Source organism: Corynebacterium jamesii (assembly GCF_046097395.1).
In the GTDB taxonomy this organism is placed as follows: domain Bacteria; phylum Actinomycetota; class Actinomycetes; order Mycobacteriales; family Mycobacteriaceae; genus Corynebacterium.
Window position 1 is genome coordinate 132,650 of sequence record NZ_CP175789.1, and the last position, 17,020, is coordinate 149,669.

The following is a 17,020-nucleotide window of genomic DNA, read 5'->3' on the forward strand; positions in this document are numbered from 1 at the left end:
GCACAATTTCTTCCATGACTTCCGCGAATACCGCAGGGAGCACTGCAACCAGCAGTGCTGGCAATAATGCTGAGAACAGTGCCAAGCAGGCTGTCTCCATCCGCTTGATGGAGGAGAAAGACTACCCGCAGGTCCAAAACATCCTGCAGGCCGGGATGGATACGGGCGAGGCTACTTTCGAGGAAAGCGCGCCGGAGGCGTGGGAAGACTTCATGCGCCACCGCCTGCCAGAGCTCTCCTTCGTCGCCATCGACACCGACCCCGCAGCTGCCCCGGCTGCGGGGCTGGGCGAGGATGGGGAAAAGATCCTGGGGTGGATCACCGCCACCTCCGCCAGCCACCGCGATGTCTTCGACGGTGTGCTGGAAGATTCGATCTACGTCCACAAGGATGCTGCCGGCAAAGGCGTGGCAGGTAGCTTGCTGGACCGCCTGCTCAAAGACGCAGCCGACCAAGGGCACTGGGCAATGCACTCCAGCATCTTCCCGGAAAACGAGGGTTCCGTGCGTTTGCACGTTTCCCGCGGCTTCGAGAAGGTGGGTATTTTCCACTGCATGTCCCACATGAACTACGGCCCGAAGAAGGGGACGTGGCGCCACAACATGGTGATGGAGAGGATCCTCGAGGGAGGACCGGCCTGGGAGTACTACCAGCAGAACCTGGAGCACTCGGCCGAAGAATCCGAATAGCTGCGGAATTGCTGGGGGCTACTCGACGGTCTCCTTCAGATTATCCTGGCGAACCAGGATTAGAATGAGCGCGGCCAGTACAGCCGCTGGAGCCATCGCTCCCAGCACTGGAACCAGCGCGTCGTTGTACGCGGTAGTAATCGCCTCGTGTAGCGGTCCCGGAAGGGTATCGACAATCTCCGGGGTGAGGCGTGCGCTGCCGTCGCCTTGGAACTTCTCTGCAAACGGAGCACCTTGCGGCCCCATCTCCTGCAACGCGCCGGGCAGGCGCTGACCCATCAGATCTGACACGCGGTGTGTGAATAGTGAACCGATGATGGCGGAGCCAGCCGTACCGCCAATCTGGCGGAAGAAGTTGTTCGAAGCCGTCGCAGTGCCCACCATCGAGATCGGGAATGAGTTCTGCACGATCAGGACCAGGATCTGCATCGAAAGCCCCAGGCCAACACCCATGAGGGCCAAGACGAGGCCAAGGTGCAGAAGGGAATCGTGGGCGTCAAAAAGACCCATAAGTCCAACCGCCATAGCGGCGACGAGCAGACCCGCGACGGGGAACCACTTGTACCGGCCAGTGCGGGAAACATACTGGCCAGACGCGGTGGCGGTGACGATCATGCCGGCCATCATCGGAATCATCATCAGTCCGGCCTTCGTGGGGGTCATGCCGTGGACCATCTGGATGTAGGTGGGCATGTAGGCCAGCACGCCGAACATCACCACGCCAGTGATTGTGCCTGCCAGGGTGGTGACCACGAAGTTGCGGACGGTAAACAGCTGCATCGGAATCAACGGATCCTGTGCCTTGCGCTCCACCACGACGAACAGCGCAGACAGCACTACAGCAGCTACGCCTAGGCCGATGATTACGGGGCTGGACCAGGCATAGTCACGACCGCCCCAGGTGAGTAGCAGAATCAGTGAACTAGTGGCGCCGGCCATCAAGACAGTGCCCGGCACGTCCAGGCGTGCACCGGAGCCGCGCTGCGGTAGTTTCAGATTGAAGAAGACCATCAGCAGTGTAATAACTGCCAGTGGAACGTTGAACCACAGCGCCCAGCGCCAGCCGGGACCATCGGTGAAGAAGCCACCCAGCAGCGGCCCTAGCACGGAGCTCAGGCCGAATACGCCGCCCATGATGCCCATGTAGCGGCCACGGTCACGAGCGGAGACAACGTCAGCGATGATGGCCTGCGCGCCGATCATGAGGCCACCGGCGCCGAGCCCCTGTACGCCACGGGCGACGATCATCATGTTCATGCTCTGCGCCAGGGCGCCAATAACGGAGCCGACCAAGAACAGGGAAACTGCCACCAGGTACAGCGGCTTGCGCCCCATCTGGTCGCCCAACTTGCCGTAGACGGGCATGCCGATGGTCATTGTGAGTAGGAAGCTGGTGATGACCCAGCTCATTTTGTTTGCACCGCCAAGCTCGCCGACGAGGGTCGGCAGGGCGGTGGAGAAGATCATCTGGCCCAGCGAGGACATCAGCATGCCCAGCATCAGGCAGCTAAAGACGAGGGGGACGTTGTTGTGGTTTTCCTGGCGCTGCTTGTCCGCCGCGTCTAGCCGCGCCTTGGCTGCTGCGGCTTCTTCGCGTGTGTCTTTCATGGGCGCTCCTTCTTGGGGTTCTGCAAGTTGTCTTCTGCGATAGGTTGGGTGGCTGGTGTGGTGGTGGGTGTGGTGGTGGGCTTCATACCGGCGAAGATTTGCTGTAGGCCAGCGAGAGGAATGTCGAAATCCTTTGTGCTGGTCAGCGTTCTGCCGCTACGAGTGGCTGAGGTGGCAGCGGCCCATTGCACGGTCGTTGCTGCGGTGACGATGAGGTGTGCTTCCTCCATCGCCTCCAACTGGGTACTGCGGTTGCAAGGGTTGTTTTTGAGGTTCCGGCTCACTGCCTCGGCAAGGTCGCTGCGCAGCTTTTCGTAACTGGCGAGCTTGGCCAGTGCCAGGCTGGGAAATCTCTTTATTATTTGGGATCGACGCCACCGTATCGACTCTGCCAATTCCGGATCGAGGTTGGCATTGTCCGACTTTCTGGCCTCCTCGATGCGCTTTTGGGTCAGCATGTCGTAGAGGTATTGGGGCAGGCTGCCTTGGGTGGGGGTGAAGTTCTCTAGGTCGGAGAAGTCATTGTCGGTGAGCAGGGGAGGTTGTTTGCCGACCGCGACGTGTTCCTTTGAAGAGAAGTAATTGAAGAAGGTGCGGCGGCTAATGTCGGCGGCGTCGCAGATTTCCTCCAGGGTGACTCCATCAAAGGATCGATCGAGGAAGAGGCGGGTGGCCTCGTCCTCGATCCTTAGCCTGGTTTCCAGGCGTTTGCGCTCGCGCAACCCCATGGTGGCGGGATCTGAGCTATTTGAATTCATCACTCGCTTAAACTTACACCGAGTGCAAAGTTTTAACCAGTGCAAGATTTGTGTGATTCCCCATAAGGCTTTGCGTGGTGTGGCGTGGTTAACGGTTTGTGGAGTGGATGGTCTGCTGTGGATAGGTGAGCTGCGGCGGAAGTGTTGGGGTTAACGGTTTGCGCTGTGGATAGGTGAGCTACGGCGGAAGTGTTGGGGTTAACGGTTTGTACTGTGGGTGGGTGCGCTGTGGCGGGAGTGTCGGTGTTCGTCCGGTGGGTGCGCTGTGGATGGTGTGCTGTGGCGGGGCAGTAGGGTTCGCGTGGCGGTTGGGGGTGCTGTGTAGTTCACGTCGCGGGCCAGTGTGTTTTGGTTCGTGCGGTGCTTAAGTGTCGGAAAAGTTGCAATTCAGAGGGCTGATTGTCGGAAAAGTTGCAAAACACTGTTGGGAGCCTTTTCCATTAATGTAAAAGTGCAGGTCAGAGACTTGCGAGTTGATATGCGCTTAAGCGAGAAGAAGAGTTTTGCAACTTTTCCGACATTCATGAAGCTTGTGGTGCTGGTGTGATTACTTGTGGTGCTGGTGTGATTAATGGCGGGTAGTTAGCGGCAGGTGCCTTATGCAGAGGTGGTATGAGGGGGTGGTGAACCGTGGATATTTCATGAAGAGGTGCGGATGGCAGGGGCGAGGCTGTGGGTAGTGGGAGGCGATCGGGACAGAAGGGGCTGGAAAAGGCGGCAAGAAAGAAGCGGTGGAGCCAGCCGGGGCCACACAATAGGAAAACCCGCTGTCGCTCGTTCAAAAACGGTGAATAGAAGCACCAGTGCCTTCGGAAAGCAACAGCGGGTATGTCGGCGCAGTTTGCGGGCTAGCCAGGGCGACCCAGCCAGGATGGCCCAGCCAGGATGGCCTGGCTAGGGCGACCCAGCCAGGATGACCCGGCCAGGATGGCCCGGCTAGGGCGGCCCGGCCAGTGTGACCCGGCTAGGGCGGCCCGGCTAGTGTGACCAGCTAGCCAGCTAGCCACGGGACAGCGTCAGTACTAACTTTTCGCCTACTTGTCGCGGTCGGTGTTAGCCATAGCCAGAACGTCGAGGCGCTTATCCAGCTCCTCCTCGGTCAGCTTCTCACCGTCGACGAAGCCCAGATCAATCACAGTCTGGCGGATGGTCTTGCCCTCCTTCAGAGCGGTCTTAGCAACCTTTGCCGCAGCCTCGTAACCGATGGCAGAGTTCAGCGGGGTGACGATGGACGGGGAAGACTCAGCCAGGGTGCGCATGCGCTCCTCATTCGGCTCTATGCCGTCGACCAGCTTCTCTGCGAACACGCGGGCGGTGTTGGCCAGCAGCTTCGCAGACTCCAGCACGTTACGAGCCATCATCGGAATGAAGACATTCAACTCGAACGCGCCCTGGGAACCGCCGAAGGCAACGGCAGCGTCGTTACCGATAACCTGCGCGGCCACCTGGGTAGCGGTCTCACACAGAACCGGGTTGACCTTGCCCGGCATGATGGAGGAGCCCGGCTGCAGGTCCGGCAGGTGGATCTCGCCCAGGCCGGTCAGCGGGCCGGAGCCCATCCAGCGGATGTCGTTGGCGATCTTGTTCAGGGACACAGCGATGGTGCGCATGGCGCCGGAGAACTCAACCAGGCCGTCGCGGTTGGCCTGCGCCTCGAAGTGGTTCTCTGCCTCGCGCAGCTGCTCTACGCCGGTCAGCTTTACCAGCTCGGCGGTAACGTTCGCGCCGAAGTCAGCCGGGGTGTTCAGACCGGTGCCCACTGCGGTGCCGCCGATCGGCAGCTCGCCCAGGCGGGGCAGGGTGGCCTCGACGCGCTCGATGCCAGCGGCGATCTGGCGGGCGTAGCCAGAGAACTCCTGGCCGAGGGTAACCGGAACAGCATCCATCAGGTGGGTGCGGCCGGACTTCACAACCGTCTCCCACTCCTTGGCCTTCTTAGCCAGGGAGTCGTGCAGCACCTTTAGACCCGGGATCAGGTCGTTCACGGCAGCCTGGGTGGCGGCCACGTGGGTGGCGGTCGGGAAGGTGTCGTTGGAGGACTGGCCCATGTTCACGTGGTCATTCGGGTGAATCTCCACGCCATTGTTCTTGGCGATGGAGGCGATGACCTCGTTGGTGTTCATGTTAGAAGACGTACCGGAGCCGGTCTGGAACACGTCGATCGGGAACTCAGCATCGTGCTTGCCTTCAGCGATCTCCTTGGCAGCGGAGATGATGGCATCCGCCTGCTCGTCGGTCAGTAGGCCACGGTCCTTGTTCACCTGCGCGCAGGCCGCCTTCAGCAGACCCATTGCGCGGATCTGTGCGGACTCCAGCGGACGGTCGGAGATCGGGAAGTTCTCCACTGCGCGCTGTGTCTGTGCACGCCACAGAGCCTTCGCGGGAACCTTAACCTCGCCCATCGTGTCGTGTTCAATGCGGAATTCTTGCTCGGTCATTCTTTCATCACCTTTATCTTCTTAGCTTTTTGACGCCTCCCGCTTCGAACCCTCCAAAGGGCTTACAAGCCGGGAACCGTGCCGAAAGCGGATTGTTTTTCGTGCCCCGCACGGACACCGCCCAATTTACCTAAAAGGCCTTAAAGGGCGGTTGCGCCGTGGGGGCGTCATAAAAGAGCTAGTTACGGGTGTAATCCAGCACAGAGTAGGACTGCAGCTTCGCCAGCTGGTGGTGCGACTCGACGAAGCGGATTGTGCCGGAACGAGAGCGCATAACCAGGGAGCGTGTGGTGGCGGAGTTGCGGTGGTAGGAGACACCGCGAACCATGTCGCCATTCGTCACGCCGGTGGCCACGAAGTAGCAGTGCTCGGAGTTCACCAGGTCGTCGGTGGTCAGCACACGGTCCAGGTCGTGGCCCGCATCCAGAGCTTTCTGGCGCTCCGCCTCGTCCTTCGGCCACAGTTTGCCCTGGATCTCGCCACCCATGCACTTCATGGCGGCTGCGGCGATAACACCCTCCGGGGTGCCGCCGATGCCCATCATGATGTCCACGGAGTTAGTGGAGTTATCCTGCGCGGTTGCCACGGCGCCGGCCACGTCGCCGTCGCCGATCAGGCGGACCTTCGCGCCGGCCTCGCGGATATCGCGGATCAGGTCTGCGTGGCGCGGACGGTCCAGCACGACAACGGTGATGTCGCCCGGGACGGTGCCCTTGGCCTTGGCTACGGCCTTGATGTTGTCGGCGACCGGTGCATCGATGTCGACCTTGCCCACGGCCTCCGGGCCTACGGCGATCTTTCGCATGTAGAACACGGCCGACGGGTCGTACATGGAACCACGCTCGGCGGCCGCAATCACGGAGATGGCGTTCGGGCGACCCTCAGCCATCAGGGTGGTGCCGTCCACCGGGTCGACGGCGATGTCCACGGCCGGACCGTTGCCAGTGCCGACATTCTCGCCATTGAACAGCATCGGGGCTTCGTCCTTCTCGCCCTCACCGATCACCACAACGCCGTCCATCTGCACGGAGTTGATCATCTGGCGCATCGCATCCACGGCTGCGCCGTCGCCGGATTCCTTCTGTCCACGGCCGACCCACTTGCCGGAGGCTAGGGCGGCGGCCTCGGTCACGCGAACCAGCTCCATTGCCAGGTTGCGATCCGGGGCCTCCGGGTTGGGGGAGACAGCAGGGATGTGCTCAGTAGACATGATCTTCAAGCTCTTTTCTGTTGCTGATGTGGTGGCTGATAGGTAATTATTTCCACTCTTCTTCCATTGTGCACTATTTCAACCCGGCGCTGTCCTAGGCTCTGCCAGGTACTGGATTGTCTAGCCCTACCCAGGGTTAATTTGGCCGGGCCAGCGGGGCTAATGCGATAATGACGGACGTGCAGATTCAAAAACCCCGCGCGTTTCAATCCACCAAGGACATTGTGCTGTCCTTGGTGGTGTTGTTGGTTGCCATGTTCCTGACGGTCGGGTTCACGGGCCTGTGCTCCTTTGACCCTGGAGAGGCTGATCGTTCGGGTCCGGTGCAGGAGGTTGATGCGGCTTCCGTGCTGCAGATGGATGCCCGCAGCCTGGACATTCCGATCCGCAATCCAGAGATGCCGGAGGGCTGGGTTCCGAACTCCGCTCGCCGGGTGATGGTCGGCGGCGAACCATCCAGCCTGGTCGGCTGGGTAGTCAACGGGGAAAACTACATTTCATTGACTCAGACTGGTGCCGACTTCAAGGCCGCCACCCAGCCAGACGATTCCTTGCGGGAGGAGACCGACACGGAGACCACGGGCGATGTCGAGTGGCACATCTTCACGGGTGAGGATGCCCGTCCGCTTTGGGTCGCCGACCTGGGCGATGTGCGCCTGGCTATTGAGGCTATGGCCTCCCAAGAGCAGACCCGCACTGCCGCGGAGAAAATAGCTGCGACGGAGCCCATCGACGTTGAAGATGCTGCCGACGGGGCCGGCCAGGGTGGCGGCGCTAAATAAACAGCGAGCCTAACTAGCCCTCCGCGTTGCCCGGAGCCTGCTGTTGTGTGGCACCGGAACGCTCGTCGCGCTGCTGTAGAGCCTGTTCGATCCGCTTGGAAGCACCGTTGAGGTAGTCCTCGCAGTACACGGCGAGCTCCTCGCCACGCTCCCAGTAGTTCAACGATTCATCGAGGCTCATTTGCCCGAGCTCGAGGATCTTCACGACCTCCACCAGCTCATCGCGCGCCTGCTCGTAGCTCAGCTGATCGAGCGGGCGGAACTTCTGTTGCGCGTTGTTTCCCGTGCCGGTGCTGTTGTTGTTCTCCGCCATTGTTTAAGCCTCTCCAGTTTCGTTGTCGTTGCTGTTTTTATTGTGGACGCCCCCAGGCGCCGCCTGTACACCCATCGCCGCGGCCGTAATGGATCCGTCGGGGACGCGGATGCGCAGTTGCGAACCGGGATCGACCTGATCCACGGTGGTGACCACCTGAGCGCCTGATTTGTCGCGTGGAAGAACCTGCACAATCGAGTAGCCACGCGCGAGAGTCTGGGACGGGCCTAGTGCGTTGACCTGTGCCTTGAGAGACTCAATGGAGGAGCGCAGCGAGCGGACGTGCACGCCTAGCGCGCGATCCTTGCGCTGCAATGCCTCCGCAATGATGTCCATTTGGCGCACCACGGGCAGGTTGGGGTCAGCCATGACGGGACGGCTGCGGATCTGCGACAACCCCCTGCGTTCGGTAGCCACCCAACTGCGCAGGGCACCGGCGCCACGTTGTCGAGCTTCGCTGATAATCTGCAGTTCACGCACCACGTCCGGTACAACAGTCTTTGCGGCGTCGGTGGGCGTGGCTGCACGGACGTCGGCTACGAAGTCCAGCAGTGGATTATCCGGCTCGTGCCCAATGGCCGAGACCACCGGGGTGCGCACACGGGATACCTCGCGGACCAGCGCCTCCTCCGAAAACGGCAGCAGGTCCTCCACAGAGCCACCGCCGCGGGCGACGATAATCACGTCCACTGCCGGGTCCCGTTCTAGCTCCCGCAACGCATCAACCACCTGGGGGACAGTCTTTGGCCCCTGTACCGCTGTGTTGATCACCCGGAAGCGCACGGCGGGCCAGCGTCGTTTGGCCACTTCCATCACGTCCCTCTCTGCAGCCGAGCCGCGGCCGGTGATCAGGCCGACGGTGGTGGGCAGGAAGGGGAGGGGGGCTTTTAAGCGCGGGTCGAAGATTCCCTCGGCGCTCATTGCGCGCTTTAATTGCTCGATCTGCGCCAGCAGTTGGCCGATGCCAACCTGTCGGATTTCAGTAACCCACAAGGAAAAACTGCCGCGCTTGGAATAGAACGAAGGCTTGCCGAGCACGACGATGCGGTCGCCGTCCTTTACCGGCGTGGCCAAGTTCTTCAGCGCGCTGGTTTCTACGGTCAGGGAGACGGATGCCTCGACGTTCACGTCGCGCAGGGTGATGTAGGAAAACCGCCAGGTGCTTTTCATGTTCACCTGTGTGACTTGGCCCTCGACCCAGATGAACCCCAGCTTCTGGATCCAGTCCTTCACCTTTCCGTTTAGCTGCTCGACGGCCCAGGGGGTCTCTGCAGAATTAGGAGCGCTCATAATTATGCATTCTAAAAGATGGGTCGGGCACCTGGCGATGGGCGGGGATAGGCAGTGTCTGGGACTTCCATTACGATGGGGCACATGACTACCCCAACTACCGAGGCAACTGCCGATACCAAGAAGGTCTACCTGGCTGCCCCGCGCGGTTACTGCGCGGGAGTTGACCGTGCTGTCGAATCGGTCGAGAAGGCTTTGGAGAAGCACGGTGCACCGCTATACGTGCGCAAGGAGATCGTGCACAACAAGCATGTCGTGAAGACTTTCGAGGATCGCGGCGTGATCTTCGTGGACGAGACCACGGAGATTCCGCGCGGTTCCAACGTTGTGTTCTCTGCGCACGGTGTGTCGCCCGCCGTGCACGAGGAGGCGCGCCAGCTGGAGCTGAAGACTTTCGACGCCACCTGCCCGTTGGTAACCAAGGTCCACCACGAGGTCACGCGCTTCGCAAAGCAGGGCTACCAGATCATTCTGATCGGGCACCATGGGCACGAAGAGGTCGAAGGTACCGCGGGCGAGGCGCCGGATGTCGTGCACCTGGTCGATGGAGAGGACGACGTGAACGCGTTGGACTTCCCGGAAGGGACGAAGCTGGTGTGGCTGTCCCAGACCACCCTCAGCGTGGACGAGACCATGGCGACTGTGAAGCTGCTGCGCGAGAAGTTCCCGCACATTCAGGATCCGCCGTCCGATGACATCTGCTACGCCACCCAGAACCGCCAGGTGGCGGTGAAGGCGATCGCTCCGAAGGTAGAACTGATGATCGTGGTCGGTTCGCAGAACTCCTCTAACTCTAAGCGGCTGGTGGAGGTTGCACTGCAGCACGGCGCGCAGGACGCGCACCTGGTGGACTACGCCGAGCAGGTGGATCCGGCCTGGCTCGAGGGCGTTGCACACGTCGGTGTGACCTCGGGTGCGTCGGTGCCGGAGATTCTGGTTCGTGGTGTGTTGGAGCTATTGGCGGAAAAGGGCTTCAGCGAGGTCGAGGAGGTCACCACCGCCACGGAGGATCTCATCTTCTCCCTACCCCGCGAGCTGCGCCCGCCGCGTACGCAGAAGTAAGGTGAGGGCGCCCCGGGGGAAGGGGGGCAACACGCACCAGAGTGGGGACAAGGAAACCAAAGGGGCGCCTGGGGGTGCGCTACTCGTGATCGTCGTCGAGGTAGCGCTGGGGGGACATGCGGCGCTCCGGGAGCGGAACCCGGCGGCGCCGAGCGTTATCCCGCAGCTGATCGGAACTACGGGTCACGCGCTTGGCGCTGGCGCCGGAGCGCTGGGTCGAACGCTGGGTTGAACTCTGAGCCGAATGAGGGCGCAGGAATTCCTCATCCTGGTCGAAGCCCGTTTGGTATGGAGCCGGAACCGCATTCCCACCGCGCGGAATGCGGGTGCCTTCCCTCTTTGACCGGTGCGCTTGCTCCTCCTGTTCCGCCTGCGTTGAACGTTGGGCCGGTTCTTCGCTGGGGGCGTCGTCAATAGAACGATTACCCCTGCGCGCCTGGCTTCGGGCTTGCGAGCGCTCCTTGGCGCGACCGTAGGTTTCGATGTTGCTGCGGTCGGATTCGCTGCGACGGCGGCACTGCATTTCCAACCTCGCGGCCTTGCGCGTGAGGTTCTCCCGGTAGTTCCACCAGCGGAAAATAGCGATGCCTACGGCAACGAGGAACGGGATCAGCAGCCATAAAAAGTGCTCGATGGCGGGGTAGATCGATGTAATGACCTTCGTCTTCTTGCTCGCAATTGTCGTCGCGCCAGAGCTAAACCAACCGATCGCGAGTGAGCCGAATAAATAAAACAACGGGAACGAGGCGGCGGAGAGAAACAGGCCACGCGGTTCCACGAAAACGGTGCAAATGATCATTGCCACCGCAAAAAGCGCGAAGAAGCTGGTGGGGATCGTGGCATCGCCCTTGGCCAGTACGAGGCCGGTGAAGATTACGGCCAGCATAACCAGTGCGGGCGCCCAGACAGGGAACCAGTGCGATGGGGTATCTTCCTGCAGCAACTCAGCTGGCCGGCGATTACGGTCACCACGGTGCACGGAGCGACCGTCGCTGTGCGATGTGGCGCTCGTGCGACTATTGCTTCTGGTTCGGCTGCTATCGGTCACGGGGTAATGCTACTTCTTCAGTTCGCTCTACTGGTGATTGCCACGGAAGGACTTAAAGATTGACTGCACCTTGCCACGGATTTGTGCCGTGGTGTTGCTAAGGGGGAACGCCCCATTGTTTCTACCGGCCATGGCATCCGTAGCGTCATCACTGACCGCTGCGGTGGTACTACCCTCCGTGGCTGCGGCGGCCGCGTTCTTGTCGGTCTTGGCTTTATCGGACTTCTGCGAGTTGGACAACATCATTGCCTTGCGCAGCTCCTGCCAGCGCTGGGCGGCACGCTCGGACTGCTCACCTGTGAGTGAACCGGCCGTGGTTGCGAACTCGATATCCCGCGACGTTTTCTCGCCTGTAGCTAGATCTGTCAGGTCACCCATGTACCGCAGGATGACGGCGATCATGGCGGCGAACGGCACGGCCAGGAAGGCACCAATAATGCCGAACAGAGTGGAGCCCAAGGTGACGGACAGCAGGATGATAACCGGGTGGACGTTCATCGCGCGGGACTGCAGCACCGGCTGCAGGATGTTGCCCTCTAGCTGCTGGACGGCAACGACCAGAAGCAGAGCCATGAGGGCGGTGTTGAAGTCTACGGCCACCAGTGCGATGAGCACCGACAGCGCGCCGGCGACGAACGCACCGACCATGGGAATGAAGCCACCGAAGAAGGTAAGGATGGCCAGCGGGCCTGCTAGCGGCACGTTCATCAGCACCAGTCCCAGACCGATAAAGATAGCGTCGATGGCGGACACGACGGCCTGGGTGCGGATGAAGCCGCCCAGGGTGTTCCAGCAGCGGGTCAGGACCTCGGTGAGGTGCCAGCCGACGCGGCGGCCCGTCACGCGACGCAGCATCGGCAGGAAGTTCTCTCCGTCCTTCAAGAAGAAGAACGTCAGAACCAGCATCACGAAGAGAGTGACCAGCAGGGAGGCGGTTTCCGTACCGAAGGCAGCGATGCTCGTGGCGATGTCACCGGACTTGTTCTGCAGCCAGTCGGTGATCTGCTGCACGCCGTCGTTGAACTGGCTCTCCTGCAGGTTCACCGGTGGCCCCTGCAGCCAGTCTTGGATGCGGCCGATACCGTCGCTGGCCTGGTTGACGATGGTTTTGCCCTGTTCTACCGCACTGGGGGCGATGGCGGCGAAGATGCCGATGATGAGGGCGAAGAAGCCCAATATGGTGATGAGCACGGCCAGGCTATTAGGGATTTTCGCCTTGCGGAGCAAGCGCACGACCGGCCACAGCACCGTACACACGATGACGGACAGGCAGACCGGCAGAATGCCGGCCCACAGCTTTCCGAACACCTGGAACCCCAGGTACAGCGCAGCAGAAATGATGATGAATCGCAGGCACCAACCCGCAAACCAGCGGCCCGTGGTGCCGATGACCTCGGCGCGATCGCGGAGCTCGGGGTTGAGTTCCTCGTCGATGGCCGACTTGGTGGAAGACCTCTCAGACTTCTTCTTTACCTTGGCCGCGCGCGAGCGCATACCCGGGTGGTCGTCGGTTTCAGTCTCGCCGTCGGGCTCGTGATCCTCCTGCAGCGGCTCCTCGTTGCCCGTGGTGGCACGGGCCGTATTGCGTTCTTGGACGAAAGCCTCGCCCTTGTCCTCCACGGTGGGGGCGGTCTCTGCCCGCTTGGATTCAACGAGTTCAGCTTCGGGAGAATCAGGGCTAATGGTCGGCCCCTTGGCGGCTTCGGGCTCGTCTGCGAACGGGCCGTCGCCTAGTCGTTCTTCGTCCCGATCGTCACCAGGAATGGGGATATTTTCGGTATCCATACGATGGGAACCCGCGATAATGTCTGCGAAGTCACGGCCATCCTCATTAGGAAAGGACCTGTCGTGTGGGTTCTGGGAGTTCATTCTCCCTATTCTGCCTCACGCAGGTCCAAAACGGGAGTTAGAAATGCCCTCCCGGAGCATGTTTATGCGGGTCTGTGTGGTTTGTTAGCTGGCTGTGGTGGAAGCATTCACGCTCAACAGCGATTCATTGTCCGTGCCGGGTGCGGTGCCCAGCTCTCCAGTGGAATCGTCGTCGGTTTTGGCCAGCATGAGGATCGCCGACACCAGTCCGCCCCAAATCACAATGATGAATAGGGCCATGAGGAGAATGGCGGGGCCGGTCATTAGCTTTCCCTCTTTTCGTTCTGGGTGGAGACTTCGGTGGGCGCTGCGGAGTGGTAGTCAGCAGCGGCAGTGGACAGGGGGTTTGGCTGGTCGAGACGGCGCCCTTTCGGCGGTACGCCGTAGTTGGAACTGGGCAGACCATCGAGGATCTGGGTGCCACGGAACGGAACCGTCGACCACAGGGCTGCGCCGAGGGCGATGAGGATGAGCACAAGCCACCCGTAGGCGAAGATCGTGCCGCTGGCGTAACCTTCGTAGCCTTCGGAGAGCAGGGTACGGATTTCCTCGATCAGGAAGTAGAGCAGGACAGCGGGGGTAATGACGAACACGCAAGCTTGCCACACGAATCCCAGCCTCAGCTCAGAGACCGCGTTGAGGTGCTGTGCGATCTCGTTGCGGCGCCCTTGAACCCAGCCGATGGACAGAACTGCGGCGACGGCGCAGATCACGATGCCCAGGTTGTTCGTGAACTTGTCCATGATGTCCAGCGTGATGAGGCCGGAGGTGGTGGAGAATAGTAGGCAGGAAACGACGGCCATTACACCGCCGACGCTTGTCGAGGCGACCTCCCGGGACAGGTTCAGTTTGTCCTTCACCGCGGAGATCACGACTTCCATGATGGAGATTAGCGACGTAATGCCGGCCAAGAACAGGGAACCGAAGAAGAGCACACCGAACAGGGGACCCGCCGGCATCTCGTTGATGATAGTTGGGAATGCGACGAAGGCCAGGCCGATACCGCCGGAGACAGACTCTTCGACAGAGGTGCCGGACTGTGCGGCCATGAAGCCCAAGGTGGCGAATACGCCGATGCCGGCCAGAACCTCGAAGGAGGAGTTAGCGAAAGCGGTAACCATACCGGTGCCGGTGAGGTTTGTCCGGGGCTTCAGGTAGGAGGCGTAGGTGATCATGATGCCGAAGCCGATGGACAGGGAGAAGAAGATCTGGCCATAAGCGGCGATCCATACAGATGTGTCAGATAGGACGCTCCAGTCCGGGGTGAAGAATGCGTTCAGCCCCTCGGCGGAACCCTCGAGGAACAGGGCGCGGATCACCATGACAACGAACAGGACGACCAAAACCGGTACGAAGAACATGGTGATGCGGCCGATACCTTCGTTAATGCCGCGGGCCAGAATGAAGATACAGACCGCCCAGACGGCTGCCATGACCAGCAGAATCGGGATGACGAAGTCACCGGTCCAGGCGGAGGAATCGTCGAGCTTAAGGAACTCTTTCTGGAAATAGGTTTCGGCGTTGTCGCCCCACGCCTTGGAAAGGGAGTTCCAGGTGTAGATACCCGCCCAGGCGATGATGGCGGCGTAGTAGACTGCAATGAAGAAGTTCACGCCCACCTTTAGCCAGCCGATCGGCTCGGCGTACTTGCTGGTACGGCGGAATGTCAGAGGAGTGGAACCGCGGAAGCGGTGCCCCATGGCGAGGTCGAACCAGAGTAGCGGAATACCAGCGCTGAGGAGAGCGACCAGGTAGGGGATCAGGAAGGCGCCGCCACCGTTTTCATAGGCGGCGTAGGGGAAGCGCCAGATGTTACCCAGGCCGACTGCGGAGCCGATGGCGGCCATGAGGAAGACGAGTCGGGAGTTGAATGTTTCCCGTCGCTGACGGGGGTTGGCTTGAGACGTTGTCATTGCGAGGCAACTTTCTTGCAGGCATCTCGGGGCATGAAGGGGGAAAGACGAGACTTTAGGGGTGGCAAAGCCTCAAGTTTTTTTAAGGTGCAATTACTATACGACCGTGCAAGGGGGCTAATAGTGGGTTTTCACAATTTTTTCCTGAGTTTGATTACCTACGGGGTGGGGTGGTGGGGCTGCGGAGATTTGAAAGGGCTTTAGAAACGGTCTCGGCGGTGAACTGTGGGCGTCAATAGAAAGGGCGCGTTGTTGGCAGCAACGGCCGGGCGATAGGATGGGGCACGTGACTCTTACTCTAGGAATCGTCGGCCTGCCCAACGTGGGCAAGTCCACGCTGTTTAACGCCCTGACCCGCAACGATGTTCTGGCTGCGAACTACCCGTTCGCGACCATCGAGCCCAACGTGGGGCTGGTGGAGCTGCCGGATCCGCGCCTGACGCGCCTGGCGGAGATCTTCGAATCGGAGCGCATCTTGCCCGCGACCGTCTCTTTTGTGGACATCGCCGGTATCGTCAAGGGCGCTGCTGAAGGCGAAGGCATGGGCAACGCCTTCCTAGCGAACATCCGCGAGGCGGACGCGATCTGCCAGGTGGTGCGCGCGTTCTCCGACGACAACGTGATCCACGTTGACGGTCGCGTGGATCCGGCAAGCGACATCTCCGTCATTGAGACGGAGCTGATCCTGGCCGACCTGCAGACAGTGGAGAAGGCCCTTCCGCGCCTGGAGAAGGAAGCGAAGAAGAATAAGGACCTTGCTGAGCAGGTTGAGGGAGCTAAGAAGGCCCAGGCGATCCTGGAAGATAGCCGTACGTTGTCGAGCGCTGCTGCGCTGGGGGAGATCGACCTGGCGACGGTGCGCGACCTGCACTTCCTGACGGCCAAGCCGTTCCTGTACGTGTTCAACTCCGACGAGGCTGTGCTGACCGACGAGGACAAGAAGGCGGAGCTGCGCGAACTGGTGGCTCCGGCGGACTGTGTGTTCCTGGACGCCGCGACAGAGGCGGATCTGCTGGAGCTGGACGACGAGGAGGCAGCTGAGCTGCTGGAATCCGTCGGGCAGACCGAACCCGGGTTGCAGACGCTGGCAAAGGCTGGCTTCGCGACGCTTGGCCTGCAGACCTACCTGACTGCTGGGCCGAAGGAGGCCCGCGCGTGGACGATCCACCAGGGTGACACCGCTCCGCAGGCGGCCGGCGTGATCCACACGGACTTCGAGAAGGGCTTTATTAAGGCTGAGATCGTGGCCTTCGAGGATCTGGACGAGCTCGGTTCCATGGCGGAGGCCCGTGCCCACGGCAAGGTGCGCCAGGAGGGTAAGGACTACGTGATGGCCGACGGCGACGTGGTGGAGTTCAAATTTAACGTCTAACGTTATTGACGCTTCGCGTTATGGGGGATAGGGTGAAGCATGATCCAGTCGTTCGCTGACAAGGACACTGAGCGTCTGTGGAATCGAGAGCGGGTTCGCTCGATCGATTCCCGCATTCACTCAGTAGCGCTGCGTAAGCTTCGCCAGCTTGGGTACGCGCAGACTCTTGATGAGTTACGGATTCCCCCGGGAAACCGGCTCGAGACGTTGAAAGGTGATCGGCGGGGTCAGTTCAGCATTCGAATCAACGACCAGTGGCGGATCTGTTTTCGGTGGTCCGCCGCGGGGCCAGAGGAGGTTGAGATCGTTGACTACCACTGACAAGCTCCCTTCGGTTCACCCCGGTGAGATCCTCATGGAGGACTTTCTCAAGGAAATGGGGATCACCCAGCACAAGCTCGCCGTCTCCATCGGCGTTCCGCCCCGCCGGATCAACGAAATTGTTCACGGGAAGCGGGCTGTAACCGCGGACACTGCTCTTCGCTTGGCTAAGTTCTTCGGAATGAGCCCCCAGTTCTGGCTCGGGTTACAGGCTCAATATGACTTGGACGTGGCGGAAGACAAGATCCTCTCGGAAATCGAGCGGATTCAACCGGTCCAAGCTGTCTCAGCGTAGCGGTTACCCGAACCAGGTCCGTCAGCGTGAGGATATGCACGCGGATGGTTCG

16 protein-coding genes are annotated in these 17,020 nt (G+C 60.8%); 6 read left to right on the forward strand and 10 right to left on the reverse strand.

The features are described from left to right. The first annotated feature begins 14 nt into the window (after positions 1-14). Entirely contained in the window at positions 15-689 is a 675-nt protein-coding gene (locus tag ACKFRT_RS00615) for a GNAT family N-acetyltransferase (RefSeq protein WP_296214418.1), read from the forward strand. An 18-nt stretch (positions 690-707) separates the two neighbouring features. Here ACKFRT_RS00615 and ACKFRT_RS00620 read toward each other — a convergent pair whose 3' ends face one another. From ACKFRT_RS00620 to glpX, 4 genes are all read right to left on the reverse strand, one after another. Next, complete coding sequence (locus tag ACKFRT_RS00620; RefSeq protein WP_408925379.1) at positions 708-2,297, reverse strand: MDR family MFS transporter; 1,590 nt, start codon at positions 2,295-2,297, stop codon at positions 708-710. Continuing rightward, a complete protein-coding gene (locus tag ACKFRT_RS00625; protein ID WP_408926109.1) occupies positions 2,294-3,055 on the reverse strand; it encodes a TetR/AcrR family transcriptional regulator in 762 nt (253 codons plus the stop codon). Before ACKFRT_RS00625 ends, ACKFRT_RS00620 begins: the two co-directional genes overlap by 4 nt. A gap of 1,034 nt (positions 3,056-4,089) precedes the next feature. Beyond that, complete coding sequence (locus tag ACKFRT_RS00630; RefSeq protein ID WP_408925380.1) at positions 4,090-5,493, reverse strand: class II fumarate hydratase; 1,404 nt, start codon at positions 5,491-5,493, stop codon at positions 4,090-4,092. 178 nt (positions 5,494-5,671) lie between these two features. Then, a complete protein-coding gene (gene glpX, locus ACKFRT_RS00635; RefSeq protein WP_408925381.1) occupies positions 5,672-6,703 on the reverse strand; it encodes a class II fructose-bisphosphatase in 1,032 nt (343 codons plus the stop codon). 170 nt (positions 6,704-6,873) lie between these two features. On the opposite strand from glpX, the gene ACKFRT_RS00640 reads away from it, so the two are divergent. Continuing rightward, a complete protein-coding gene (locus ACKFRT_RS00640; protein WP_408925382.1) occupies positions 6,874-7,485 on the forward strand; it encodes a DUF4245 domain-containing protein in 612 nt (203 codons plus the stop codon). 13 nt (positions 7,486-7,498) lie between these two features. Here ACKFRT_RS00640 and ACKFRT_RS00645 read toward each other — a convergent pair whose 3' ends face one another. Both ACKFRT_RS00645 and xseA read right to left on the reverse strand, forming a co-directional pair. Next, the gene (locus tag ACKFRT_RS00645; RefSeq protein WP_408925383.1) at positions 7,499-7,798 is read right to left on the reverse strand and encodes an exodeoxyribonuclease VII small subunit; all 300 of its coding nucleotides are present in this window, start codon (positions 7,796-7,798) and stop codon (positions 7,499-7,501) included. A 3-nt stretch (positions 7,799-7,801) separates the two neighbouring features. Beyond that, on the reverse strand, positions 7,802-9,088 hold the full coding sequence (gene xseA / locus ACKFRT_RS00650) for an exodeoxyribonuclease VII large subunit (protein WP_408925384.1): 1,287 nt from the start codon (positions 9,086-9,088) through the stop codon (positions 7,802-7,804). A gap of 75 nt (positions 9,089-9,163) precedes the next feature. Here xseA and ACKFRT_RS00655 point away from each other — a divergent pair, with 75 nt between their 5' ends. After that, on the forward strand, positions 9,164-10,150 hold the full coding sequence (locus ACKFRT_RS00655) for a 4-hydroxy-3-methylbut-2-enyl diphosphate reductase (RefSeq protein ID WP_408926110.1): 987 nt from the start codon (positions 9,164-9,166) through the stop codon (positions 10,148-10,150). Positions 10,151-10,229: 79 nt separating this feature from the next. On the opposite strand, the gene ACKFRT_RS00660 is transcribed toward ACKFRT_RS00655, so the two are convergent. The 4 genes from ACKFRT_RS00660 to ACKFRT_RS00675 form a co-directional block, all read right to left on the reverse strand. Further along, on the reverse strand, positions 10,230-11,198 hold the full coding sequence (locus tag ACKFRT_RS00660; RefSeq protein WP_408925385.1) for a DUF6542 domain-containing protein: 969 nt from the start codon (positions 11,196-11,198) through the stop codon (positions 10,230-10,232). A 27-nt stretch (positions 11,199-11,225) separates the two neighbouring features. Next, the gene (locus ACKFRT_RS00665) at positions 11,226-13,067 is read right to left on the reverse strand and encodes an AI-2E family transporter (protein WP_408925386.1); all 1,842 of its coding nucleotides are present in this window, start codon (positions 13,065-13,067) and stop codon (positions 11,226-11,228) included. Positions 13,068-13,151: 84 nt separating this feature from the next. Then, positions 13,152-13,331, reverse strand: a complete 180-nt coding sequence (gene metS / locus ACKFRT_RS00670) for a methionine/alanine import NSS transporter subunit MetS (RefSeq protein ID WP_408925387.1) — start codon at positions 13,329-13,331, stop codon at positions 13,152-13,154. Beyond that, a complete protein-coding gene (locus tag ACKFRT_RS00675; RefSeq protein WP_408925388.1) occupies positions 13,331-14,980 on the reverse strand; it encodes a sodium-dependent transporter in 1,650 nt (549 codons plus the stop codon). The genes metS and ACKFRT_RS00675 overlap by 1 nt, the downstream gene beginning before the upstream one ends. Before the next feature lie 286 nt (positions 14,981-15,266). Here ACKFRT_RS00675 and ychF point away from each other — a divergent pair, with 286 nt between their 5' ends. From ychF to ACKFRT_RS00690, 3 genes are read left to right on the forward strand one after another with little or no spacing between them, the layout of a single operon-like run. Continuing rightward, entirely contained in the window at positions 15,267-16,352 is a 1,086-nt protein-coding gene (ychF, locus tag ACKFRT_RS00680) for a redox-regulated ATPase YchF (RefSeq protein WP_408925389.1), read from the forward strand. Between the two features lie 39 nt (positions 16,353-16,391). Further along, a complete protein-coding gene (locus ACKFRT_RS00685) occupies positions 16,392-16,673 on the forward strand; it encodes a type II toxin-antitoxin system RelE/ParE family toxin (protein WP_408925390.1) in 282 nt (93 codons plus the stop codon). 34 nt (positions 16,674-16,707) lie between these two features. Then, complete coding sequence (locus ACKFRT_RS00690; protein ID WP_070495680.1) at positions 16,708-16,968, forward strand: HigA family addiction module antitoxin; 261 nt, start codon at positions 16,708-16,710, stop codon at positions 16,966-16,968. Positions 16,969-17,020: the final 52 nt, after the last annotated feature.